Origin of the sequence: Lentilactobacillus sunkii DSM 19904 (genome assembly GCF_001435575.1) — a bacterium.
Lineage (GTDB): Bacteria > Bacillota > Bacilli > Lactobacillales > Lactobacillaceae > Lentilactobacillus > Lentilactobacillus sunkii.
In genome coordinates, this window is sequence record NZ_AZEA01000007.1 from 39,389 (window position 1) to 63,457 (window position 24,069).

General features: G+C 40.3%; 28 protein-coding genes. 23 read left to right on the top strand and 5 right to left on the bottom strand.

All coding sequences use genetic code 11. From position 1 onward, the window contains the following. Window positions 1-9: 9 nt before the first annotated feature. Window positions 10-366, top strand: a complete 357-nt coding sequence (locus FD17_RS13420; RefSeq protein WP_235803184.1) for a hypothetical protein — start codon at window positions 10-12, stop codon at window positions 364-366. 796 nt (window positions 367-1,162) lie between these two features. Continuing rightward, window positions 1,163-1,642, top strand: coding sequence for a 23S rRNA (pseudouridine(1915)-N(3))-methyltransferase RlmH (gene rlmH / locus FD17_RS06005; protein WP_057824618.1), 480 nt, complete (start codon window positions 1,163-1,165; stop codon window positions 1,640-1,642). Window positions 1,643-1,765: 123 nt separating this feature from the next. Here rlmH and FD17_RS06010 read toward each other — a convergent pair whose 3' ends face one another. Both FD17_RS06010 and FD17_RS06015 read right to left on the bottom strand, forming a co-directional pair. Further along, window positions 1,766-2,071: a DUF2316 family protein gene (locus FD17_RS06010; protein WP_057824620.1), complete on the bottom strand. Its 306-nt coding sequence runs from the start codon at window positions 2,069-2,071 to the stop codon at window positions 1,766-1,768. Window positions 2,072-2,075: 4 nt separating this feature from the next. Continuing rightward, window positions 2,076-2,498: a MarR family winged helix-turn-helix transcriptional regulator gene (locus FD17_RS06015; RefSeq protein WP_057824622.1), complete on the bottom strand. Its 423-nt coding sequence runs from the start codon at window positions 2,496-2,498 to the stop codon at window positions 2,076-2,078. A gap of 182 nt (window positions 2,499-2,680) precedes the next feature. Between FD17_RS06015 and FD17_RS06020 the strand changes: the two genes are divergently transcribed. Then, window positions 2,681-3,256, top strand: a complete 576-nt coding sequence (locus tag FD17_RS06020; RefSeq protein WP_057824624.1) for a DUF4352 domain-containing protein — start codon at window positions 2,681-2,683, stop codon at window positions 3,254-3,256. An 84-nt stretch (window positions 3,257-3,340) separates the two neighbouring features. Beyond that, window positions 3,341-4,108 carry a glucose 1-dehydrogenase gene (locus FD17_RS06025; protein WP_057824626.1) on the top strand — a complete coding sequence of 256 codons (768 nt, stop codon included), beginning with the start codon at window positions 3,341-3,343 and terminating at the stop codon, window positions 4,106-4,108. A 379-nt stretch (window positions 4,109-4,487) separates the two neighbouring features. Here the strand turns inward: FD17_RS06025 and FD17_RS06030 are convergent, their stop codons facing one another. Then, window positions 4,488-5,516: a DUF3644 domain-containing protein gene (locus FD17_RS06030; RefSeq protein WP_082617148.1), complete on the bottom strand. Its 1,029-nt coding sequence runs from the start codon at window positions 5,514-5,516 to the stop codon at window positions 4,488-4,490. A 304-nt stretch (window positions 5,517-5,820) separates the two neighbouring features. On the opposite strand from FD17_RS06030, the gene FD17_RS06035 reads away from it, so the two are divergent. From FD17_RS06035 to FD17_RS06050, 4 genes are all read left to right on the top strand, one after another. Then, window positions 5,821-6,306, top strand: a complete 486-nt coding sequence (locus FD17_RS06035; RefSeq protein WP_057824628.1) for a flavodoxin — start codon at window positions 5,821-5,823, stop codon at window positions 6,304-6,306. A 159-nt stretch (window positions 6,307-6,465) separates the two neighbouring features. Next, window positions 6,466-8,118 (top strand): peptide ABC transporter substrate-binding protein, encoded by a 1,653-nt coding sequence (locus tag FD17_RS06040; protein WP_057824630.1) that lies wholly within the window; start codon window positions 6,466-6,468, stop codon window positions 8,116-8,118. A gap of 20 nt (window positions 8,119-8,138) precedes the next feature. Then, on the top strand, window positions 8,139-9,215 hold the full coding sequence (locus FD17_RS06045; RefSeq protein ID WP_057824633.1) for a M42 family metallopeptidase: 1,077 nt from the start codon (window positions 8,139-8,141) through the stop codon (window positions 9,213-9,215). Between the two features lie 18 nt (window positions 9,216-9,233). Further along, on the top strand, window positions 9,234-9,965 hold the full coding sequence (locus tag FD17_RS06050; RefSeq protein ID WP_057824635.1) for a gamma-glutamyl-gamma-aminobutyrate hydrolase family protein: 732 nt from the start codon (window positions 9,234-9,236) through the stop codon (window positions 9,963-9,965). Window positions 9,966-10,013: 48 nt separating this feature from the next. Here the strand turns inward: FD17_RS06050 and FD17_RS06055 are convergent, their stop codons facing one another. Further along, entirely contained in the window at window positions 10,014-10,826 is an 813-nt protein-coding gene (locus FD17_RS06055) for a hypothetical protein (protein ID WP_156653610.1), read from the bottom strand. A gap of 168 nt (window positions 10,827-10,994) precedes the next feature. Between FD17_RS06055 and FD17_RS06060 the strand changes: the two genes are divergently transcribed. The 13 genes from FD17_RS06060 to FD17_RS06120 all read left to right on the top strand — a co-directional run bounded on the left by FD17_RS06060 (window position 10,995) and on the right by FD17_RS06120 (window position 21,265). After that, a complete protein-coding gene (locus FD17_RS06060; protein ID WP_057824639.1) occupies window positions 10,995-11,663 on the top strand; it encodes a hypothetical protein in 669 nt (222 codons plus the stop codon). Between the two features lie 437 nt (window positions 11,664-12,100). Further along, window positions 12,101-12,850 carry a sugar phosphate isomerase/epimerase family protein gene (locus FD17_RS06065; RefSeq protein ID WP_057824641.1) on the top strand — a complete coding sequence of 250 codons (750 nt, stop codon included), beginning with the start codon at window positions 12,101-12,103 and terminating at the stop codon, window positions 12,848-12,850. A 3-nt stretch (window positions 12,851-12,853) separates the two neighbouring features. Then, window positions 12,854-14,149, top strand: coding sequence for a hypothetical protein (locus FD17_RS06070; protein WP_057824643.1), 1,296 nt, complete (start codon window positions 12,854-12,856; stop codon window positions 14,147-14,149). A 49-nt stretch (window positions 14,150-14,198) separates the two neighbouring features. Beyond that, window positions 14,199-15,161, top strand: coding sequence for a sugar kinase (locus tag FD17_RS06075; protein ID WP_057824645.1), 963 nt, complete (start codon window positions 14,199-14,201; stop codon window positions 15,159-15,161). Further along, window positions 15,161-15,787 carry an orotidine 5'-phosphate decarboxylase / HUMPS family protein gene (locus FD17_RS06080; protein ID WP_057824647.1) on the top strand — a complete coding sequence of 209 codons (627 nt, stop codon included), beginning with the start codon at window positions 15,161-15,163 and terminating at the stop codon, window positions 15,785-15,787. Before FD17_RS06075 ends, FD17_RS06080 begins: the two co-directional genes overlap by 1 nt. After that, complete coding sequence (gene hxlB, locus FD17_RS06085; RefSeq protein WP_057824650.1) at window positions 15,787-16,329, top strand: 6-phospho-3-hexuloisomerase; 543 nt, start codon at window positions 15,787-15,789, stop codon at window positions 16,327-16,329. The genes FD17_RS06080 and hxlB overlap by 1 nt, the downstream gene beginning before the upstream one ends. A gap of 186 nt (window positions 16,330-16,515) precedes the next feature. Then, window positions 16,516-17,514, top strand: a complete 999-nt coding sequence (locus FD17_RS06090) for a LacI family DNA-binding transcriptional regulator (protein ID WP_057824652.1) — start codon at window positions 16,516-16,518, stop codon at window positions 17,512-17,514. Window positions 17,515-17,556: 42 nt separating this feature from the next. Then, entirely contained in the window at window positions 17,557-18,549 is a 993-nt protein-coding gene (locus FD17_RS06095; protein ID WP_057824654.1) for an aldo/keto reductase, read from the top strand. A 141-nt stretch (window positions 18,550-18,690) separates the two neighbouring features. Further along, window positions 18,691-18,903, top strand: a complete 213-nt coding sequence (gene mazE, locus FD17_RS06100; protein ID WP_057824657.1) for a type II toxin-antitoxin system PemI/MazE family antitoxin — start codon at window positions 18,691-18,693, stop codon at window positions 18,901-18,903. After that, window positions 18,900-19,289: a type II toxin-antitoxin system PemK/MazF family toxin gene (locus tag FD17_RS06105; RefSeq protein ID WP_057824659.1), complete on the top strand. Its 390-nt coding sequence runs from the start codon at window positions 18,900-18,902 to the stop codon at window positions 19,287-19,289. The genes mazE and FD17_RS06105 overlap by 4 nt, the downstream gene beginning before the upstream one ends. 96 nt (window positions 19,290-19,385) lie before the next feature. Continuing rightward, a complete protein-coding gene (locus FD17_RS06110) occupies window positions 19,386-20,129 on the top strand; it encodes a hypothetical protein (protein ID WP_057824661.1) in 744 nt (247 codons plus the stop codon). 157 nt (window positions 20,130-20,286) lie between these two features. After that, a complete protein-coding gene (locus FD17_RS06115) occupies window positions 20,287-20,538 on the top strand; it encodes a hypothetical protein (RefSeq protein WP_225363432.1) in 252 nt (83 codons plus the stop codon). Between the two features lie 280 nt (window positions 20,539-20,818). Next, on the top strand, window positions 20,819-21,265 hold the full coding sequence (locus FD17_RS06120; protein ID WP_057824662.1) for a hypothetical protein: 447 nt from the start codon (window positions 20,819-20,821) through the stop codon (window positions 21,263-21,265). Window positions 21,266-21,353: 88 nt separating this feature from the next. On the opposite strand, the gene FD17_RS06125 is transcribed toward FD17_RS06120, so the two are convergent. Further along, window positions 21,354-21,710 (bottom strand): hypothetical protein, encoded by a 357-nt coding sequence (locus FD17_RS06125; protein ID WP_057824664.1) that lies wholly within the window; start codon window positions 21,708-21,710, stop codon window positions 21,354-21,356. 212 nt (window positions 21,711-21,922) lie between these two features. Between FD17_RS06125 and FD17_RS06130 the strand changes: the two genes are divergently transcribed. Both FD17_RS06130 and FD17_RS06135 read left to right on the top strand, forming a co-directional pair. Next, window positions 21,923-22,813 (top strand): 3-hydroxyacyl-CoA dehydrogenase, encoded by an 891-nt coding sequence (locus FD17_RS06130; protein WP_057824667.1) that lies wholly within the window; start codon window positions 21,923-21,925, stop codon window positions 22,811-22,813. Between the two features lie 28 nt (window positions 22,814-22,841). Further along, window positions 22,842-24,038, top strand: coding sequence for an NAD-dependent formate dehydrogenase (locus FD17_RS06135; protein ID WP_057824669.1), 1,197 nt, complete (start codon window positions 22,842-22,844; stop codon window positions 24,036-24,038). Window positions 24,039-24,069: the final 31 nt, after the last annotated feature.

Below are 24,069 nucleotides of genomic sequence, written 5' to 3' on the forward strand. Positions count from 1 at the left end.
GATCAAGGATTGGCTACGATTTACTATGCTGCAAAAGATGATAAGGCACCTTTTTACCAGTCTGGAGGAACTCACATGGGCTCCAGTGATTTAAACGGAACTGATGGGTCAATCTTTAATTCTCAATATAAAGATAAAAACGTTTGGGTTTACAAGATGACAATTACTGCTAAAGCTGATGACAAAGGTGTAGCAATTGGTACTACTCCATTATTTGATAAAGATGGTAATGTAAAAATTGCTGATGCTGGAAAAGATATCACTCTAAGAAGCAGTAGTAGTGATGGACACAAAGTTAAGCTTGATGCTAAAAACTATGCTGTTAGTTCGTTGCAACAATTGTATAACAACGCTACCGGAAAGTAGTTTTGAATAGATTAACCAATAGAGTACTCAGCATTTTTTGTTGAGTACTTTTTTGTGCTTGTTTGTATTATTGAGCATCAATGGGGATACACAATATAACCCCCTCCTGCGTCTGAAACACGTTATACCGTTCGTTCTGAGGAACAATGTCACTAGGGATGGGAACCGCAAGCGATCCGTCTTTATTGATCAATTTAACTGTCATTCGACTATTCTCCAATCAAAAGTTGAGGTTATGTTCGGTTTATGCTATGAAAAGACATGAAAATTAGTCCGATTTGTCCGCAAACATAAGATGAAATCATGATTTACGAACGGCCTTCCCAAATAGCTTGAACTTGTACCGTACACATTATATAAATACGAACGACAACCCCGGTTTTATTTAAAAGATTCACTGGATGTAAAGATTTGATAAACTATCCACATTTTGGCTGTGGATAACTCTGTGGACAATCCACAAGGTTCTGTCATCCACTGGTAGAATAACGTTAAATAGTTATCCCCCGAAAACGTAAAGTTATCCACAGAAATTGTGGATAACTTTTTTTGGACTAAAAAAGGGGTTTGTTCGTCGCCGTAAAGACTGATATAATGGGGTTTGCGGTGGGAGATTGCGAACACATGTTGTCCACAGTTTTGTGGATAACATTTTTGCCTCTTGACAATTTTTTAAAAAATGCGGGTGGTCAAAAAAACAGTTATGTGCATAAACCTGTGGATAACTCTGTGGACAACTTGTTCATAAGCCCCGATTTTTACACAGGATCATTGAATATTTGGAGGAAGCTACATATTGAATATTAAATTAGTCGTTGTTGGGAAACTCAAAGAAAAGTATTTTAAGCAGGGGATTGCGGAATATGCAAAGCGGTTATCGCGTTTTTGCAAGTTTCAAATTGTGGAAGTTCCCGATGAAAAGGCGCCTGAGTCACTTAGTCAAGCTGAAATGGATGAGGTGATGGATAAAGAGGGTGCGCGAATATTAGACAAAATAAAGGACCGTGAGTACGTTTATGCACTCGCGATCCTTGGTAAGGAGCGGTCTTCGGAAGAGTTTGCGAAGGAGATTTCCAACCTGACCACCTACGGTCATTCCGATATCACGTTTGTTATTGGTGGGTCGTTAGGGTTATCGAAACACGTTCTCGATCGCGCAGATACCCAGATTTCATTTGGCCGATTCACATTACCCCATCAATTGATGCGGTTAGTGCTGTCTGAACAGATTTATCGGGCCTTTATGATTAATGAGGGTAGCCCGTATCATAAGTAGAAGAACTGGGCAGCCTTTAAATATAAGATAAATAACGGGTGACAACGCTGATATTGCGCCGTTACCCCTTACTTTGTTCATTGGAAAAATTTGGTTTAAGAAAAATGTTTACTCTAAGTAATATTAATTTTTCAACAACTTCCCTTTACTCAAAAAGCGATTATTCAAGAACCAATAATGCTTCGGATCGCCAAGCAATGCGGTATACGGAACAGGGGTGCCGCCGTCTTCGATGATTTTTTCATCCAGATACGCCTTAAGAATCCAAGGTTCTTCCAAGCGGGTTGGATTCAAATCCAAGATATCTTGAACGTGTTCCGGTGTGGTATCCAAATCTTCAGCAACCTGTTGGATTGGGATGCCGGCCAGCTTGAAGTTGGCGTTGATTTGCTGTTTCGTGTCGATTTCTTGTTGTGGTGTTAATGACATATGCTTACTCCTTTTTAACTAAATGCTGATAGATTTTGTCTAATGATTTGCGAACTTGATCAGGGGCAGATAATGCCTCATCCACTCGGCTATCCATAATGTCGAATGCGTGGTTGACGTTTTTCACGGTTTTTTGTCCCTGTGGGGTGAGTGAAATGTGTTTTTCCCGATCGTTATCTGGGCTTAGACGTTTTTCAATGAGCTGTCGACTTTCCAGAACTTTCAATAAATTGGAAACACTGGCGGCACTGCGACCTAATATTGTTGCGATTGCCCGTTGATTGGTTCCCGAATGATCGCCAATGAAGCGTAAAGTGTGAGCTTGGTCCGAATTCAGATTAAGTTCATGCAGCTGTTGGTTGATCATGGATTCTTCCAGCTTGGCAATTTGGTGAATAATCGATGATACTGAATTTCGATCTTTCAAGACATAACCTCCTCACTTAGATTTATAGTTTAACACTGATAGTTGTAAATGCAACTGTTATGTTTAAAACTATAGTAAGAACTCAAACTTCAAAATAGACTGGGTGATAATTTATTGTTTATACTAATGACCACTATTAATAGCGAATGATTATCATTACAAATATTTTGGAGGTAAGGTGTATGAACAACAATAGTCAAAGACCAAGAAGGTCATGGTACAAGAAATGGTGGGTATGGGTGTTGATCGTATTTGGATTAATGATTGCCGGTGGGGCACTTTTGGGTGGCGAAGGTGATTCTGCCGATAATAAATCGGACACAAGTGCTGCCACAAAGAGCGGTTCATCAAGTGACAGCAAGTTAAAAGATAATTACCATGTTGGTTCGGTTGCCAATCATAAAGGCTATAAGTTCAAGGTCAATAAAGTAACCTATTATGATGGAAGTGATTTTGACAAGCCTAAAAAAGGCAATCGGTATGTGATCTGCAATGTCACGATTAAGAATGATACCGATAAGAAACAGTCATACAACCCAATGGACTTTCAGTTGAACGCGAATGGAAATTCAACAAATATGATGGAAATACTGACTAAGGAGAATTATTCACAGAACACTTTAGATAGTGGTGATCTTGATCCTGGTGCCAGCGTTACCGGGAACTTGATTGGTCAGGCAAATAAAAATGCTAATTTGAAGCTCGAATATCAGCCATCTGTTTGGAATGACGAAACCGTCAAAGTGTCTCTTTATTAATCAAAGCCCTTTGTTTAACAAATGATCAAAGATTCGTATACAATAATGGTGTAAGCGTTTTATATATAAAAGGGAGGCTTTTTCATGACAGATCGTTTAAAAGATAAAGTAGCCATTATCACCGGTGCCGGATCAGGTATGGGTGCTGCAATGGCTAAGCTATTTACGGCTGAAGGTGCAAGTGTTGTCGCCGCTGATTTGAACAAAGATGGTGTTGATCAAGTTGTTTCAGACATCACCGATAACGGCGGCAAGGCTGTCGCAATTAAGACCGATGTTTCGAATGAAGAAGATATCAAGGCAATGTTCAAGTTGGCCAAAGATCAGTTTGGCAAGCTGGATATTGTTGTTAATAATGCTGGTATCATGGACAACATGGCAGCCATTGGCAGCTTAACCGATGACATGTGGAAGAAAGTATTTGCCGTTAATACCGACAGTGTCATGTATTCAACCCGTGAAGCGGTCAAAGAATTCCTGCCAAAGAAGCAAGGCGTTATTTTAAACATTGCTTCCGTTGGTGGAACAAATGGCGGCCGTGCCGGCGTTGCCTATACGGCTTCTAAGCACGCCGTTGTCGGAATTACCAAGAATACCGCCTACATGTATCAAAAGGAAGGCATTCGTGTAAACGCGATTGCTCCAGGTGGCATCAAGACCAACATTGCTCAATCAATGGGTAAAAACGTTGATAAATTTGGCTTTGAGCGTCAATCTCAAGGCATGGGTACATCACCTGAACCTGGAACTGCTGAAGAAATCGCAAACACAGCTTTGTTCTTGGTTTCCGATGAAGCTCGTTATGTAAGTGGCGCTGTATTACCAGTTGATGGTTCATGGACGGCATACTAAAATCGTTGATTTAACTGAATATTGTTTGAAAACCGTGGAGTTCGCTCTGCGGTTTTTATTAATTTGAGTCACTTTTCAATTCGATATTTGTATGTGCAAAAGATGGCTTGAGAATTGATGAGTCCTTGAGCTGATTGACGGAATATCGCAATAATAAATTTGCCAAATATATTATCTGTTTTGGCGGGCTGCCATTTGTTAACAGATTTGGACGAATATCAAAACAGATGGATATTTCTACAATCTTGTGTTTTTAAGTTGACTCTGAAGGTGAATTTCAGATAGAATGACTGTAAGATAACTTGAGAAGGAGTAACGCTGGGTTCCCGAATGGGAGTAGGCTTTTTAGCTTAGAATTCCTATGCGCCTGGGGTTATCTTTATTTTTTTGGCTTTTTTAACTCATTTTTTAAGATGTTAACAATATCGTGAGGATTGTCCATTATTTCCTTTTCGATCAAATTAATTCCCTTTTGAGAATAGGTATACTGGTTATTGTTTCCAAGGACATGTTTGTAGGCATAATCAATTTCTGCTTTGATACCGTAGAACTTTATGAACAAATCTAAATCGCTTTTGTTAAAAGTAATGCGATTTTTATGATCATTCGTAACACGAAAATCTATTTTCTTTCTTGATATCCATTTATTTACTTGGTTTACAACTTCGCTATAAGTGAAAGGATGAGTATTTTTCGGATCCTGAAGCTTGTTAATAATGGCCGCTTTAGTTTCGCTGTCTTTTGCAATAGAGACAATAAAATCAGCATTTTTCTTATTCTTGGTAATGTAAATATTATGGTTAAGAGGAATTCCAAATCCAGTACTACCATTATTAATTGTTTCCTCATTTAGGTCCATTTGGTCCCTTAATAGTTGTTCCGCAATCGTGGCTGGATACTTTTTCTTAATAGTACCGGAATCAAGTGGGTCAATATTAACTGAGAGTGAGAGAAAATGTTGATCAAATCGTTCAGTAATATCAATATTGAAAAAGTCGTTAAGTTTATTTACATAGTTAATGATGCAGGCTTGAAATAATGGAGCGTACATCTGCTCATATTCCTCTGTTACGAAATGAACTGAGGTGTTTCGAAGAGAAATGATTCTTTCAAGATTTCTTCTCAAAGGTTCTTTTTTATCCGTAAATACTTTTTTTAAACATTCAGAGAGTGAATATGTTTGGCTCCGTTGCGTTTTGGCATTTGAATAAAAAATTACATCTAAACGATTTGCTGTTTTTACCAATTTCGCTTTAAGAAGAAGCTCCCATGCATTACAGATATAAAAGCTAAAACCCTCTACCCGATACTTGACGGTAGGACGGTTGTACAATTCCAGTCCAAGCGTGAAGGCTTCCATGCTTTTTTCGAGCATGGTCGATAGGGTTTGATTGTCTTTTGCATTCAATGTATGTTCCTCATGGCGTTTATTATTTTTTAGATTGATGATTTAAATTATACATTATTTCTGTAAAAACCACTTGGAATTGTTATTTCTCTCAAAAAAACTCCATGTATTTTCCCTTAATTCATTAGTACCAGGAATTGTTTATATCAAGAATATTAATATAACTCGTATTTAGGATGGCATCTGGCAATCGCTTATTTGCAAATATTGTTTGAAAACCGTGGAGTTCGCTCTGCGGTTTTTTTGCTATGAAGTCCACTCCAGGGTATATCCTTAATTTATTGAATGTTAGAAAGAGGTTATTATGAAAAAAACACTTGTCATTTATTTTTCGCTATCAGGAACCACCAAAGCTGCAGCTGAATCTATTCAGGAGAACACCAATGCTGATATTGTTAGGATTGAACCTGTAGAACCATATCCGGAAGGTTACAGTAATTATTCAAAAGTTGGGATGCAGCAGATGGAAGCTCACGCGGATGTGCCAATGAAAACAAAGATTCCCGATCTCAATCAATACGATTTGATCTTTATCGGTTATCCAACATGGGGTGGACAGGTGCCACGGATTTTTAACAGCTTATTCGCAGAAAATGATTTTTCTGGAAAACGGGTGTTACCATTTTCCACGTCTGTTTCAACGCCATTTGAGGATACTTTGCCGTCATTTAAAGAAGCTGCAGGAGGTGGTGTCAAGATTGTTGGTGGATTTAGGTACCGGGATGAGGCGCAGGTTCAAAGGTTACTAAAGGATAACAAATCAAGTAGTTCATTTCTCGGACTAGAATAATAGTATAACTGAGACCATATAAATGTATGGTCTTTTTATATGCTTACATAGCTATGTAACATATGAATATTAATTCATTATACTGGTGAATATTGACATAAAAACAAAAAAGTTTATAATTGGAATAATTAAAATTTAATGAGGAAATGAGGGAAATTTATGGGTATTTCTAATATTAAGCGATCATTACTATCTTTTGGGGTCTTGGGAATGGCGGTTTTACTGGTAGGATGTGGTTCAAAAAGTTCTAACCAAAATTCAAAAAAACTAGCATCAGACCAAAAGATTAGTTTATCTACAACTGCTGAAATTACAAGTTTGGATTTATCAAAGATTTACGACAAGACTTCGTTTATTCAAATTGATGAAACGTTTGAAGGCTTATATCGATATGATGCTAACGGAAATGTTGAACCGGCACTAGCAACAAAGACTAAAATTTCTAAAGACGGCAAAACATATACGATCAATATTCATCATAATGCCAAGTGGAGCAATGGCGACCCTGTGACAGCAAGTGACTTTGTTTATTCGTGGCAACGAGCTGTTAACCCGAAAACAGCAAGTCAATATACTTACCTCTTTGACAATGTAAAGAATGCAGATGCAATCGTTAATGGCAAGCTTTCACCTAGCAAACTTGGCGTTAAGGCAACTGGAAAATATCAATTGCAAGTTCAACTGAATAAGCCAACAACCTATTTCAAAATGGTGATGGCGCGTGAAACACTCTACCCACTTGATAAAAAGGTTGTTGAAAAGTACGGGAAAAATTACGGAACGTCAGCAAAGTTTACAGTTTATAATGGTCCCTTCAAGAATGTTGGGTGGACTGGTACCAATGACTCGTGGAAACTTGTTAAGAATAATGATTATTGGGATAAGAAGGCCGTTAAATTATCTCAAATTAATTACACTGTTGCTAAGTCACCAAGTACTGCCTACAACTTATTTCAATCGGGGAAACTTGATTTAATCAGTTTGGTTGGTGAGCAAGCGAAGCAACTAGGAAAGAGCAAGGATGCTGTTAAACGACCATTAGCTGCAACAGAATATATGCAGTACAACCAGCGAAAAGGTGTATTTAAGAATCGGAATTTACGATTAGCATTTTCACTAGCTTTGAATCGTAGCCAATTAATTAATAAAGTCATGCAAAATGGATCTATTGTTTCAAAAGGATTTGTACCTGCTGACTTTGCTAAGAATCCTAAAACAGGTGAAGACTTTGCTAAGGAGGCTTATGTTCCAGGAACAGTTGATCATGATACTGCAAAGGCAAAGGAATATTACAAAAAGGCTTTGTCTCAATTAGGCAAAAAGAGTCTAACTGTCAAACTTCTCTCAGCTGATGACGATCAAACTAAGGACGTTATTGAGTTCATTCAAAGTGAACTCCAAGAAACATTACCAGGACTTAAGATTGAATCGAACAGTATTCCGTTTGCCTCAATGCTTGCACGAGCATCTTCTGGGAACTTTGATGTTAACTTTACAGGATGGTCTGCAGACTTTGCCGATCCGATTTCATTCCTGTCTCAATTTACATCAGACAATCCTGAAAATAATGGAAAGTGGAGTAATAAGGAATTTGATCAAGCGATTGAAGACTCAAACAATAAGGATGCCAATAATGCGACTAAGAGATGGCAAGATCTAATTAATGCTGAAAAGATTTTAGCAACTGATCAAGGAATTACACCGATTTACCAAGCTAACGGAATTGACCTGGTAAACCCTAAGCTAAAAGGTGTTGTATACGATAGAATCAATGGACATTATGATTATAGAACAGCTTATTTAACAAAATAATTTGAAAAAGAGGTAATATTTTGGATAAGAAGTCAGCACTAAACTTAATTGAGCATTTATCCAATGCAAATGGACCAAGTGGATTTGAAGATGAAGTAAAGAATTACGTGGTGGAAACTGCATCAAGTTTTAGCTCTGTTCATGCAGATCACATGAATAATGTATATTTGAAAAATAAACAAAATTCGCCATCAAAAGGTAAAACTTTGATGTTAGATTCCCATCTAGACGCTGTTGGTTTGATTGTTCAAGCAGTTAAGCCAAATGGAACAATTAAATTTGTTCCGCTTGGTGGTTGGGTTCCTGCCAACTTAACTGCAGAGAAGATGCGGGTTCGCAACCAAGAGGGAGAATGGATAACCGGTTTGGTAGCAACCAAGCCACCACATTTCATGACTGAAGCCGAAAAAAAGAAACCAATTGATATTGCTAATTTGGTAATTGATGTCGGAACGAACAGTGCTGAAGAAACCAAAGAAGTGTTAAAAATCGACACAGGTTGTCCAATTGTTCCAGATACTGATTGGGAATACTTGAAGACTCAGGATGTCATGATGGGTAAAGCATTTGATAATCGAATTGGAACTGCATGCCTCATGACTGCTATGGAAGACTTAGCTGATGAAAACTTAGATGTCAATTTGGTTGGCGCAATTGCATCTCAAGAAGAAGTGGGATGTCGTGGTGCTAAGGTTACCGTCAAAAAAGTTCACCCTGATATTGCAATTTGCCTTGAGGGATGTCCCGCAGATGATACGTTCACTCCAGAATGGTTAATTCAAACTGGCTTGAAACGTGGACCTATGCTGCGTGATATGGATACATCATTTATTGCCAACCCACATTTTCAACAATTAGCAGTTGATGAAGCTCATAAAAATGGGATTCCATTTACTCGGGCAGTTCGAACCGGTGGCGGGATTGATGGATCTGAATTACTTGAGTTTCAAGGTGCTCCAACTATTTGTATTGGAATTCCTGTTCGTTATGAACATACGAATTATGGTCTAGTTGCATACTCTGACTTCGAGAACACTGTTAAGTTATTAAAAGCAGTTATTTTAAGCTTGAATGACAAAGTGATCGATGGCTTATAAATCAAGGAGCTGGTATATTTGGAAAAGAAATTCGCAATCGGAATCCCTGCTGAAATCAGAATTATCAAGAATTTGGAACGCAACAGCGTCAATAATAACGAAGTTGCCGGCGTCATCAAGCACGGCGGTGTGTCGGTTCTTATCCCGACTCGCAGCCCCGAACTGATGGAGCAGTATATTGACTTGATTGATGGTTTACTGCTGCCAGGTGGACCGGATGTTGCCCCCCGCTTTTATGGTGAGGAACCGGTGCCTGAGTTGGGTGATACCGATTCCTTGTTGGACCAAAGTAGTATTGAATTGGCAAAACTAGCAGTTGAACACCAGAAACCAATTTTTGCCATTTGTCGGGGAATTCAGGTTGTTAACGTTGCTCTTGGCGGTACGCTATATCAGGATATGGCCAGCCAGCGGAACAAACCTGTGCTCCAGCATTACCAAAAAGCACCAATGGATCAGGGAACCCACACCATTTCAGTGACTCCGGACAGCTATCTGGCTAAAATTATTGGTCATGATGAGACGATTTATGTAAACAGCCATCATCATGAAGCTGTGAAGGCCATTTCTCCAGAATTGAAGATTTCGGCTTTGGCAAAAGACGGGATTATTGAGGGTGTTGAAAGCGCTGATGATTTGATTGTTGGTGTTCAATGGCATCCCGAAGCCATGTACCAAACTGATGAAAAGCAAGATGCCTTGTTTGCAGATTTTATGAAACGGGTTGAGAAGTTTGCAGAGGCGGATTAGACAATGAAACGCTCACCTTTACCTTTTGGTATTGGTGAGCGTTTTAATTCATTTATCTTTACCATCATCTTCGTGCATGCCGATGTAGTAGCCATCCATGTAACCATTATCATATCCGGGATCGTTTCTTGGAGAATCCGGATCTTCCCAACGAATTCGTTTGGGATGTTTTTTGCGCCAGTAATGGTGCCAAGTTATGATTAAGACAATTATTAATCCGAAAATGACAACATCAACATCACTAAAAAATAATCCTGGACTAAGATCTTCAGAATTCAAGTGTTGATTTATAAAGGTGTCTAAGACATCGACAGTATTAATAATATTTTTCCCAGACATGTCTTGAAAATCAAGTTTGGGACTAATCAGCAAATTCCTTACCTCACCGTTTGCAAGGTGAAATGTTTGAGACGTGATTGGTATTACTTTATATTTTAAGCTTGGGTCCACTAGTACAATATTGACACGGTCTGAAATCAGTTGTTTTGTTGAGAGATCAGAATCATTATTATACTTTATAAATTTGTGACTTATATAGTCGGTAAGGCTGGCAGCATCATCATTTAGTGTATTTAGACTAAGTCCCCCATCTTCGGTAGAATTGTAATCCATGTAGAAGCTGTAGGTGTTTCCGGGTTTGTTTAACGTGACAACCCAGATTTGTTGATGCTGCTTATTTTTTTGAAGCTTCTTATTTACGTCTTTAATATGTTCCTTTTCAGCAGGAGTCAGCAAGTGCAATGAATCATAAATCACGGGTTTAATTATTGAAGAAGCGTCGACAGATTTTACACCCACAAGCATACAAAAAAATGTTAATAACAGGATGAAGTATTTGGTTAAATGATGTCCACTCATCATTTCGTCCCCCTCGGATTTGATACGGTGAGTATAGCACCAGATAATCGTGGGTGGGTGCAGCTCAATCTTTTCATTTTAAAGGCAGCTAAATGCTTCTAAAATGTAAGCACAAGGGTTATTATTTAGTGTACGTTTTAAACAAGAAATGACTATCTGGAGGCACCCATTGTGCAACTGAAAACTGCAAAGAATTACCTACTATTAACAGAACGCATCGGTAAGAAGCCCATGCTGCGAACGAGATTTACCGCTCAGGCATATTTTGTCTTTGGTGCATTATTGGATTTAATGGATCAAGATATCTTGGAAATTGATGATTCAATTAAGATTGCCGATCAGAGCAAATTTGATGGGCTGCCGTCTTATCTTGATGGTCTCAAACAACGAATTACAGAAGCAATAGATAAAGATGATGACTTGGTTCATTCACTAGATATGATTACCAGTTGGGATGTTGCAAACGAAATCTATGACGGCGTCGGCGAGAAACTCTTAGCTGAAAAATTGGTTGAAGAAAAATCAGTCAAAACCAATCTCGATACCCACACGATTTACCTTCCCACCGATGATGCCCGTGCTCAAGTGGTTGAGTACCTAAGCATGGAAATGCAATCCAGCACGATTGAGGGTGCGGCCATTAGTCTGGTTGTCATTCTGGAACAGATGGACGCTTTGAAGTGGCTGTTTAGTGACAAGGAAGAGTTGGCAAATCTGACAAATTCTTTCCGACAGAACATGGCTGGGAATTCAGTCTATGCAAAAGAAAAACAACTGGCAAAAACCGCACAAGATATTATCACCAAAAAGAAGTTTTGGTTTGATTCCTGGTTAAGCTAGAATTGATTTTAATTGAGGGTTCATGCTTTAATAAATTTAACTGGTATATATTCAAAATCCTGATGCTTCAAGAGATAAGAGAAATATCATTTATTTGTCATGAGCAGTTCAACAAGCAATAAATTTCAAAAATAAATTAAACAGTTTTGTAAAGGCAGTGTCCATGAGGGATGCTGCCTTTTTTGTTGGAAAAGGGAATTTTAATAAGTTTGAAAGTGAGCATAAAGCGCTTACAATAATAACATTCAGCAACCTTGATATATGAACAGGTTAAACGTTTGCACAACTCACAACAGATCCTGTATACCAGTACAATTGCCCACAATTAAGCGTTTATAAACACAAAACTAATCCGTTGACTTTATCTAGGAAAACGTTTACCATTCAAGATGATTTAAGTGACAGCTACTGAGCAATTATTTTTGGAGGGATCTATTATGACATTAATTTTAAATACTTGGATTTTCGAAGCAGACGTTCAGAAAGGTGCAAAGCAGGCTGATTTGGTTGATCGTGTCGCAAAGCTCGGAGCGGACGGGATTGAAGTTCGTCGTGAGTATTTTAAGGATCTTGATAGCGAGTTGCCGGAAGTTGGCAAGCATGCCAAGGCAAACAACATGATTGTTAACTATAGTGTTCCCGATGTTGTATTTGAACCGGATGGCACCGTTAATCCTAAGTTGTCACAATATTTTGATGAAGGAACCACGATGGGCATCAGTAAGATTAAGTTCAACACTGGTAACTTTGATAAATTCACCGGCGATTTGAAGAAAGAATTCGAAAAATTCCCAATAGACGATATTGAAATGAACGTTGAGAATGACCAGACCGCAGTTTCCGGTACGGTTGAAGCCATTAAAACATTCTTGACCGCTGCTCATCAAGCAGGCCTGACCCAATTAGGTTATGTTTATGATTTGGGCAACTGGGCATTTACCCATGGCGACGCCACAGAAGCCGCCAAGGAATTAGCACCATTTACCCATTACATTCATTTGAAGAACACCATCGACAACAATGGTGAGTTAACCACTTCAGATGACCTCGATACCGGTGTCTTTGATTGGCGGAAATTATTGACCATCTTGCCTTCAGACGTCGCATTTGCTCTTGAATACCCAATGGACAGTGATGCCCATATTGCAGAACAAGTTCAATTGTTCAAAAACGAAGTAGGTGAATAACGTATGACATCCACAATTATTTCAATTCTTCTGCTGCTGACATTTGCCGGCTTTATCTACTACATCATTAAAGGTGGAAATTTGATGATCGGGTTCTTCATAATGGCCATTCTGTGGTCCGTTATCGGAATGGTTCCGTTCAACACCGCCATTCAAAAAGTTTTCGCCGAACCTGCGTTGAATTACGGACCAACGATTATTTACATTGTTTTTGGTTCCTGGTTTGGCCGAGTGTTGGTTGATAGTGGAATCGCCCCGGCAATTTCAGAAACGACCAATAAAGTTGGTAAAAAGAAACCGCTAATCGCAGCAATTTTAGTTATTTTTGTAACCGCTTTAATCTTCGTTAGTGCATATGGTGTTGGCTCTGTAATTGCCATTGGTGTTATCCTGCTGCCAATCTTACTTTCAGTTGGGATGCCCCGCGATTTGGCACTTTCAGTATTTTCACTTTCAATCGGTGCACCAATGTACATTAATGTTGTGTTGTTCAACCAAATAAAAGTATTCTTCCCTAAAGCCGTATACGGCGGCAAATACCTGGAATTTGGGATTGCGGCAACCTTAGTTCAAATCGTTGCTGTGATTGTGTTCCTGTTTATTCATCGTAAACGAATCAACCCTGCCAATGCTGAGAAGAACCTTGAAATCATTGGCGCTGTCGAGGGTGATGAAAAAGATATCAAGAGTGTTCCCAAGATTACGTTTGTGATTCCAGTTATTCCAGTGTTTATGAACATGGTATTCGGTTGGGATGCGATCCCAGCATTAACCCTGGCAACACTTTTAGCCATCTTCCTGACTGGTAATGGGAAAGGCTGGAGCAAGTTCATCGATTTCTTAAACAGCACAATCAAGCAGTCTATCGGTGATATTTCCGGATTGATCATGTTCCTGATGGCCTTGATTATGTTCTCCGGTGCCGCTTCAATCAACGCACCACGATTCAAGCCAATCTTTGAGGCGATCTTACCAAATAGCCACTTAGTTCTTGCGATCATGCTTGGTGTTCTGGCACCACTGGCATTGTTCCGTGGCCCACTGCACGTTTGGGGTGCTGGAGCCGCAACCGCAGCCGTTCTTTCTGGAACCGGGCTGTTCAGTGATGCATTCCTGCTCCCACTGCTGTATGTCCCATCATTGATGGCCGTTTCAACTGATATTACCCAGTCTTGGAACGTTTGGGGACTAGATTACATGAAGGTTGATACTAAGAGCTTCCTGAAGTTGGGCGTCCCGGTAATGTGGATTGTTTCAATCTTGAATGAGCTGTTGGTATTCTACTTCTTTGGAAAGTAAAAATTTGTGCAGAAAGATACTGATATTCTAACGAAAAGAGGAAATTATCATGAGTGAAGTTATTACAGTTGGTGAACCCGTTGTTACCTTTGCATCTCAGGATGCAGACAAATCATTGGCCGACGCCCGATACTGGCGAAAAATTCTCGGTGGCGCTGAGTTAAATGTTGCCATTGGGGTTAAACGACTGGGCCATTCGGTTGAATATATTTCTCGAGTCGGCCAGGATCCACTTGGCGATTACGCCATTAAACGGATCGCAAGTCACAGCGTCGGCAGTAAATATATCTCAAGAGATCCACAATATTGGACTGGCCATCAATTGAAACAGTTGGTTACCAAGGGCGATCCGCTCACCTTCAATTACCGGACGAATTCAGCGGCGTCACATCTGACCAGTGAAATTATGGATCAGGTGGATTTGGACGGTGTTAAAATTGCCCATATGTCAGGGATTTTCCCAGCTATTTCAGATACTGCCGAGAAATCATTCCGTTCATTATTGAAGCGACTGGTTGATAAAGATATTCTGACGACTTTCGATCCCAACCTGCGTCCAGGACTTTGGAGCAGTCAGGAAAAGATGATCAGCACAATCAATGAATTAGCGGGTTCAGCAAATATCGTTTTACCAGGGGTTGAAGAAGGTAAAATTTTGATGGGTTCAGACGACCCTGAAAAGATTGCCGACTTTTACCTCAAGGGTGAAAGAACCGATACGGTCTGTGTTAAAATTGGTCCTGCCGGAGTTTACGTTAAGACTAAAGATGGTGACAGTTATACGGTTAACGGCTTCAAGGTTGATAAGGTTGTTGACACTGTGGGTGCAGGGGATGGCTTTGCACTTGGCGTTATCACAGCTTTACTTGAAGGCAAACCAATGAAGTCAGCGGTCTTAAGAGGAAACGCTGTTGGTGCCCTTCAGGTTCAAACACCTGGTGATAATGACGGCTACCCAACTCCGGACGAATTGAAAGCATTTTATGAAAAAGAAGGAGTATCCGAAGACTAATGAAATTACAAGCTGCAATTGACCGAGTATCACTCGGTGAAGCAATTACTTTGGCTCACAAATTAGATGGTATCGCTGATGTGATCGAATTTGGAACATCACTTGTGAAGGACTACGGTCTCTACATGATCAAGGAAAATCCAGTTAATCTGAAGCATTCAAAATTGTTGTTGGATCTGAAGACGATCGACGAAGGCCCTTACGAATTTGAAAAAGGGTTTGAAGCTAACGGTGATATCCTGACTGTGATGGCCGGGTCCTCATATGACACTATCAGTAAGGTTTATGATATTACCGAGAAGCATAACAAGGAAATGCTGATTGATCTGCTGGAAGTTGAAGACGACAAGATTAAGGAAATTGCCAATTTCGACAATGCCATTTATGGCTTGCATCATTCAAAGGATGCTGAAGGCAAATTTGACGCAATCAGTGCGACTGCTGATTTCCATCAGAAGTTCCCAGCAATCAAGCGGGTCGCAGTTGCCGGTGGAATTGACCTTGCCCAGGCTAAAGGATTGGCCAAGCAGGGAATCGCTGACACCGTAATCGTTGGCGGTAAGATTGCCGGCACCGATGATCCGATTAAGGCAGCTAAAGAGTTCAAGGAGGCAATGACGCTATAATGACATTAATTAATGATGTAATGCATGAAGTCAATGAAGTCATGGGTCTGGTTAAAGAAGATCAGATTGATGATGCAGAAAAAGTGATTCAAAAGGATCGCCGAATCTTTGTTTTGGGTGCCGGCCGTTCAGGCTTGATGGCCAAGGGATTTGCAATGCGTTTGATGCACATTGGCTATACTGTCTTTGTAATTGGCGAAACCATTACCCCGTCCGTTCAAAAAGGTGATGTGTTGGTATCCGTATCTGGGTCTGGTAAGACCGGTATGGTTCTTGAACCAACTGAAAAGGCCAAGGCTGACGGTGTGAAGATCGTTTCTATCACAAGCAACGCTGAATCACCATTGGCTAAGTTGGGGGATGCGGTTATCGTTGTTCCCGGCGCAACCAAAGCTGGTGATGGCGTGAAGTCCATCCAGTTATTGAGTACGCTGTTTGACCAAAGTGTTCACATTACTTTGGATGTGTTGGCTTTGAAGCTCAGCCGGCGTGACCATGTTTCAAATGATTCTGCCAAGGCAGCTCACAGCAACATGGAATAGATTTATGCGAATTGTAGCGTAAACGACAGGCCTTGTCCTTTAAGTAGAAAATTCTATTTGTGGGGATGCGGTCTGTTTTGGTTTGAAAGATGTTTGTGTAATTGTCACATTATGGTAAATTATTGTTATGGGTAATGTCGAATTAATAAAATTTTTACCCGAGTAAATTTGAATTGGGGAAAAGCGATGGAGAAGAAGACACAAAAACATGGTAAGTCAGTTGTTAAGATGCGCGATGTTGCTGCGTTGGCCAATGTGTCGATTGCAACGGTCTCACGCTATCTTAACGGTAACCTGGATCGAATGTCTGCGGATACCGCCGACCGAGTAGCTGATGCCATTGATAAATTAAACTATGTCCCCAACTCCGCTGCCAGACAGATGGTGAAGAAATCATCCGGACTGGTTGCGGTGGTTGCCGGAAATATTGATGATTTCTTTTCTACCGAGATGTTCAAAGGGATCAATGCCATGCTTGAAAGTAAAGGCTACATTGGTGTTTTGTTCGACTCCAATTCAGATTTAGACCGGGAAAAACATTTGATGCAGATCGTTAGTAATCAGTATTTTGATGGCGCAATTCTTCAGCCATACAATACTGTCCAAGTGATTCGGGAGACAATCAAGCGACCAATGCCGATCGTGATGGCTGACCGTGAAATCGAACAGTCACCATGGCCGCAGGTGGTCACAAACAACTATGAAGTGGCGCGTCAGGCAACTCAATACTACAAAGATAAAGGTTTTAAACGGGTCATCATGATCACGTCCAGTCTGTCGATGGCTGCCAACCGGCGGGATCGATATTATGGTATTCAGTCGGTTATTAACAATATTGATGTGCTGGAAGTTTCAGAAAAGTCGTACAACCATAAAAAGGTGCTGGAACAATTGACCACCTTGATTAACGGCTCTCAAGAAGACACCTTGATTTTTGCCTTGAAGGAACGCTGGCTGACGGAATTTATTCCCCGTCTTTTCTATATGGGTCTAATTGATAACGATCACGTTGCCGTTACTGGATTTTCCGATACTGGAACCGCTCAGTATATCGATGCCAAGACGAAGCTGATTGCCCAAAATCCTTACCTGATTGGTGCCAGTTCTGGCGAAATCATGTTGAACATGCTTGAAGGCAAGCATCGGGATCCAGAAAAAATTGTGGTACCGGCGAAGTTTGGTTAACGATTGAAATGATTTATAGTTACTAAAAATGGAGGCACAATCATGGTATATTCAGCATCCAAAGATCGTTACGATAAAGTACCAATTAGAAGAGTCGGGCATACCGGCCTGCAGCTGCCAATCCTTTCATTGGGATTGTGGCGGGGGTTTGGCAGTCTAGCTGATTATGATAATTCCAGAAAGACTGTTTTGACAGCCTTTGATAACGGCATTTTCCATTTTGACTTGGCGAACAACTACGGTCCTGAACCCGGAACTGCTGAAGAAACTTTTGGCCGAATCATGGATCAGGATTTACGACCATATCGGGATGAATTAATTGTGACCACTAAGGCTGGCTTCAATATGGGACCGGGCCCTTATGGGGTGTTTAATTCTAAGAAGACCCTGGTTTCCAGCCTGGACCAAAGCTTGAAACGGATGCATTTGGATTACGTCGACATTTTCTATTCACATCGACCAGATCCAGTTATCAAGTTTGAAGAGACCGCTGACGCATTGGCAGGAATCGTTCGAAGTGGTAAAGCATTGTACATCGGAATTTCTAATTACAGTACTGATGAAACCAAGAAGATGGCCAAACTACTGGCAGAACGTCATGTGCCGGTGATGCTCAATCAGTTCTCGTATAACATGCTGAACCAGGAAGCCGAAACAACCGGCTTGGTTGATGAAATGGCCAAGCTGGATGCCGGTCTGGTTGCTTATGGACCACTGGCAGAAGGCTTGCTGTCAGATCGATATCTGAATGGTATTCCGGATACCTTCCCAGTTCATCGAACCAACAAGTTCCTATTCGATAAAGGCAGCGACAAGCTGGTTGAAAAGTTGAACCAGTTAAACAAGATTGCCGAGAATCGTGGTCAGACTTTGGCACAAATGTCATTGGCATGGCTGCTTAAGAACCCGACAGTAACCAGCGTAATTCTTGGAACATCACATGCAAATCATTTGCTGGATAACTTGAAGGTTGTTGATAATCTTGAGTTATCTGATGATGAGTTGACTGCGATTGATGGGATTATTAACGGATAGTTTTATGTATGGTAAAGGGAATCTCTCGGGTGAGGGATTCCCTTTTGCGTTTGTAATAGTAAACAACACTTTTAATGGTTTAATCCAAGTGTATGATATAATATAAATGAATACAACGTGAATACATTGGAGGGATGATTTATGAAAGTCAGAGAACAAGGTAACTCGCTTGTGGTCACAGTCCCTAAAAAGTTTGGTATTAAGTCCGGTACTGAAGTGATTGCTGTAAAAGGAAAGGATGGTTCATTTACTTATATTCCCAAGATGAAAAATCCGTTTACTGATAAAAATGTTCACTTTGAACATGACCATGAAGAATTTGACGACGATACTACAGGACGGGAAGAAATATGACTGAATTTGAATACGCATACCATGGCTATACCCCTGAACAGGCTGATTTAATCTGGGCCACATTTGATCCGCAAGCAGGTAGAGAAATTCAAAAGAGGCGGCCGGCATTAGTCGTGAGCTCAACTGAATATAATAAAAAGACCGGATTTGTTCAAATTTGTCCCATTACGAGTAAAATTCGAAATCATCCTGGTTTTTTTGATGTGCATGAAAAAGATGGTATCAATGGTCAAGTGAATGCTATTCAGCTAAGATCAATTGATTTTCTTTCACCCTGTAGAAACATTGAGAAGATTGGTGAGCTACCTTTGGATACTTTTGGAGAAGTCGCTCAATTTATTACGTACATTTTTAATTTTGATAATATTATTGAATCGGGAGAATAAGCACTTTAAAACACTTAGAAGTTATAATATGGGTAGTTAATCGTATATTGATTATTGTTTGACGTTACAGCCTTTGACTATATGGAGGATAATTTGATGACATCAAATTCACTGATTATTAAACTAGTTGATAAGCGGCACCTGCATCAGTTCCTGAAGGTTGGAGAATTACATTTTGGAACAACTGTTCAATATCAAGAAATTGAAAATAGTGGTAAGAACTGTGGAATTGGCGATCGACTAGAAGGGGACTATGATCCAATTATTAAGACCACGGGTATATTGAAAAGAACCGTGAATTTTCCTAAAAAGCTTCATTTTTTTCGACCAGCAAATATTTTTTGCACAACCCAACTGAGACCGGGAATAGAAACTAACGAGTTTATTAAGCCTGAAGTAATCAAGGGTCTTTATGAGTCATTGATGTCGGATACTAATTATCCCAAACAAATTGTGTTGTTCAAAGACTATAATGTTATTCACAGTAGAATTGTAAATAAGCTACAGACAATATTTGTTGAATCCGGATCAGAACACATGGAAGGTCCAGTAATTTATAGTAATGTGCGTGCTATTGATGCCGAGCTTTTAGGCCAAAAGTTAAATCCTCGTGAGCCTAGAATGAAATCGGCAGTGTCGACAATTAACTTAGTTAAAGATCGGAAGTTTGAGATCGAGAAAGAATATCGCTATGTCTTATTTCCATCAGAGGGAATGAAACAACGGCTTCAAAAACATCATAATAATATTTATATCGGAAATCTTGAAGATCAAGCAGTTTTGATCGACTCCGTAGATGAACTTCAAAGTTCAATTCAGATTACATTTGGATATCAATGATAGTGAATTGGTTTTTATTCATATTATGATGTAAGGTGATGTGAAAATTGGAGAACAAAACTCTTCTTTAATTTGTTAATGTTACAAACGTGCAAATCCTTTTTGTATCCCTAACGTATTAGACATACAAGTATTTTATGAAAGAGGTTAATTAATCATGGTAGTCAGTATTTTCGACAGCATCCCCATGAAGCAGCTCAACAAAGATGACGTTAAGTTCGACGTCTTGGGAGCAATCGACAAAATTCAAATCAGTGAAGGCAAGCCGCCGTTCTTGTATATGATTGATACGTTTGAAATTAATGGTTATCGCAACGGTGGATATGAATTCTTTGCCGTTTTGAAAGATGGGTATTCGAAGGATGATCTTTCCGAGCAGTTCTCGAAGAATGCTCATGAGAATGATTAGTTGTCGTTGATGATTAACAGATTTTTCTAAGCAGTTGAAAAGTAATCAAAAGCCACTCAATTGAGTGGCTTTTGATTCGAAAAGTTTAATTTTCTTTAAAATATTGTTGTTTAAATTATATGCTGCAATTATTTCTGATTGTTGAATCTGTAAAGATGCACCCAAAAAGGGAGTGTGATTTACCATAAATAATTATATGTTTTACCCCATTAACTATAATTATACGCCTTTTAATTAATCGAAAAAAAGCGTATAAATATCCATATTAGAGGTGATGATTATGAAACGGAAAGACAAAGTTATTACTATAAAATTTAATGGTACCTTAAATGTTGCTGGGCTGGATAATAATTTTTCCATTGTAAACCAGGATGGAGTTAATGAAATCTTTCGGGAGATTATTCAAAATATTGTTCGTTTTAATACAAATGTGTCTGCTGATCCCTCTTTAACGAATGGTTCGCCAACTATCTCAACTCCAACCTTTTCAAGCAGTTCGTCTACTTCAAGCTTATTTGAGATTATCAAAAGTCCTACAAAGTTGAAAACTGGTTTTTACACTCAGAAAAGAGGGTATGCTCCGAATTCTCGGGACATTCAAATGCGTGAAGTATGTAGGAGCATTATGCGTTCTTTGGTTACCAGTCCTCCAACCCCAGTGAAAAAAATAGTAAATGATATGGGAATTTCTAATACCACAGTCTATAGAATTAAGAACAACATGTAGCATCGAGAAACTAACTTTTAGAAAAAAACGGCAGAATTATGATGCAGTGTTCTGTCATCTACATAGAAATCTTATTGTTCATTCAAGTTTAATCTGAATATCTAAACCAATTGTTGCTATTGGTTCTGGCATAAAATAAACGTGAACCATGACCATTAACATACAGCATATATCCATCTTTACCCATGTGGTAGAAAGGGCCGACGTGAATCACTTGTCCACGATGCAGTACAATACTTCTTCCTAAACGGGATGTAGCAAAGGACTTTCCCCAAATCCAGTGATAAACACGGATTCGATGAGTGACATATGCTCGTTTGGCTGAACTAGCTTCAACTTGAGTATCTTGATTGAATTGCGAATCATTAATTGAAATGGCCATGAATCCTAGGGATAGTCCGATTAATAGGCTTATTAAAACTCTTTGTACCTTTTTACTCTTCAAGGTTATAACCTCCACAATTTTTTATGCTCATCTAGTATACCTTATAAATAACACAATCCCAGCATGTGTGTGCGTCTTTTTTCGTGGAATGCTTGCTCACCCCTAAGTTTTAAAATACCAGGTATCTTTAATTGCATTTCACAAAGAATCTGCCATAATTAGACTGATTTTTGAATTGTAACCGTTTACATGTATACAAGGGGGATTTAACCATGACTATCAAAAAGGTAACTGTTGCAGGCAGTGGGGTATTGGGGAGCCAGATTGCTTTTCAAAGTGCTTTTAAGGGATTTGACGTAACTGTCTATGACATTAATCAGGAAGCTGTCGACAAGGCTGAGGCCCGAATCAAGGGCTTACGTCACGCTTATCGCCACGACATTGCAGCGACCGATGAAGACTTTGATGCCGGCATTTCCAGATTATCATTTACCGACGATTTGGCTGATGCGGTTAAAGATGCCGACTTAGTGATTGAAGCAATTCCGGAAAATCCAGACATCAAACACGATTTCTATAAGAAGCTCAGCACACTGGCACCAAAAGAAGCCATCTTCACCAGTAACTCGTCAACACTGGTTCCAAGCATGTTCGCCGCAGATACTGGTCGGCCCAAACAATTCTTGAACATGCATTTTTCCAACCAGGTCTGGCTGAACAACACCGCGGAAATCATGGGTTCACCGGAAACCGATCCCGACATCTATAAAGAAATTGTTCAGTATGCTAGAGACATTGGCATGGTTCCAATCCAACTCAAGAAGGAGCAGCCGGGCTACATCCTCAACTCATTATTGATGCCGTTAAATGCCGCGGCAGGGATGCTTTGGCTGAAAGGAATTGCCGATCCTGAAATGATCGATCGGACCTGGATGGTTGCCACCGGCGCTCCTTGGGGACCATTTGGCATTACCGATGCAGTTGGAATCCGAACATCCTACAACATTACTCTTGAAGCATTAGATGTTCACCCAGAGTTGAAACCGTTGGCGGATGCATTTAAAAAGATGCTTGATGAAGGCAAGTTGGGAATTGAGTCCGGTGAAGGATTCTACAAGTATCCAAACCCTGCATATAAGGATAAAAAGTTTACTGAAGTCTAACTGATTGATTATGAAAGGATCGCTCATTATGACAAAAGTATTAGCTGTTTTGTATCCAGACCCGATTGACGGGTTCCCGCCAAAGTATGCGAGAGATGATGTTCCAAAGATTACCCACTATCCGGATGGCTCAACGGTTCCAACTCCTGAAGCCATTGATTTTACGCCTGGTGAGTTACTGGGAAGTGTCTCCGGTGGCCTTGGCTTGAAGAAATACCTTGAAGATAAAGGGGTCGAATTCGTGGTCACCTCCGACAAAGAGGGGCCTGATTCCGTATTTGAAAAGGAACTTCCGACTGCCGATGTTGTGATTTCCCAACCATTCTGGCCGGCATATCTCACCAAAGACCTGCTCGACAAGGCTAAGAATTTGAAACTGGCGATTACCGCCGGGATTGGCTCTGATCACGTTGATTTGAACGCTGCCAACGAACACAACATCACAGTTGCCGAAGTGACTTACAGCAACAGTGTCAGTGTGGCGGAAGCCGAAGTGATGCAGTTGCTGGCACTGGTTCGGAATTTCATTCCAGCCCACGATATCGTCAAAAACGGCGGCTGGAACATCGCTGACGCCGTATCCCGCGCCTATGACCTCGAGGGAATGACGGTTGGGGTAATTGGTGCCGGACGGATTGGCCGGGCTGTGCTGGAGCGTTTGAAACCATTTGGCGTTAAATTAGTCTACAACCAGCGTCATCAATTGCCTGCCGACGTTGAAAAAGACTTGGGACTGACCTATTATCCTGATGTTCATGAGATGGTTAAAGACGTTGACGCTGTTGTGCTGGCAGCACCATTACACGCTCAGACCTACCACCTGTTCAATGATGAAGTGCTTGCTACCATGAAACGTGGTGCTTACATCGTCAACAACAGTCGTGGTGAAGAAGTCGATCGGGATGCGATTGTTCGCGCATTGGAATCCGGTCAGATTGGCGGATACTCCGGGGATGTTTGGTATCCACAGCCGGCACCATCCGACCACCCATGGCGGACCATGCCTCATGAAGCCATGACCCCACATATGTCCGGAACCACGCTGTCGGCTCAAGCACGATACGCAGCCGGCGCCCGTGAGATTCTAGAAGACTTCCTCGAAGACAAACCGATTCGTCCGGAGTACCTGATTGCTCAAGGCGGTAGTTTGGCAGGTACCGGTGCTAAATCCTATACCGTTAAGAAAGGTGAAGAATCACCAGGCAGCGGGGAAGCTGAGAAGTAATTTCATATAATTGGATTAAACAGATTGCCTT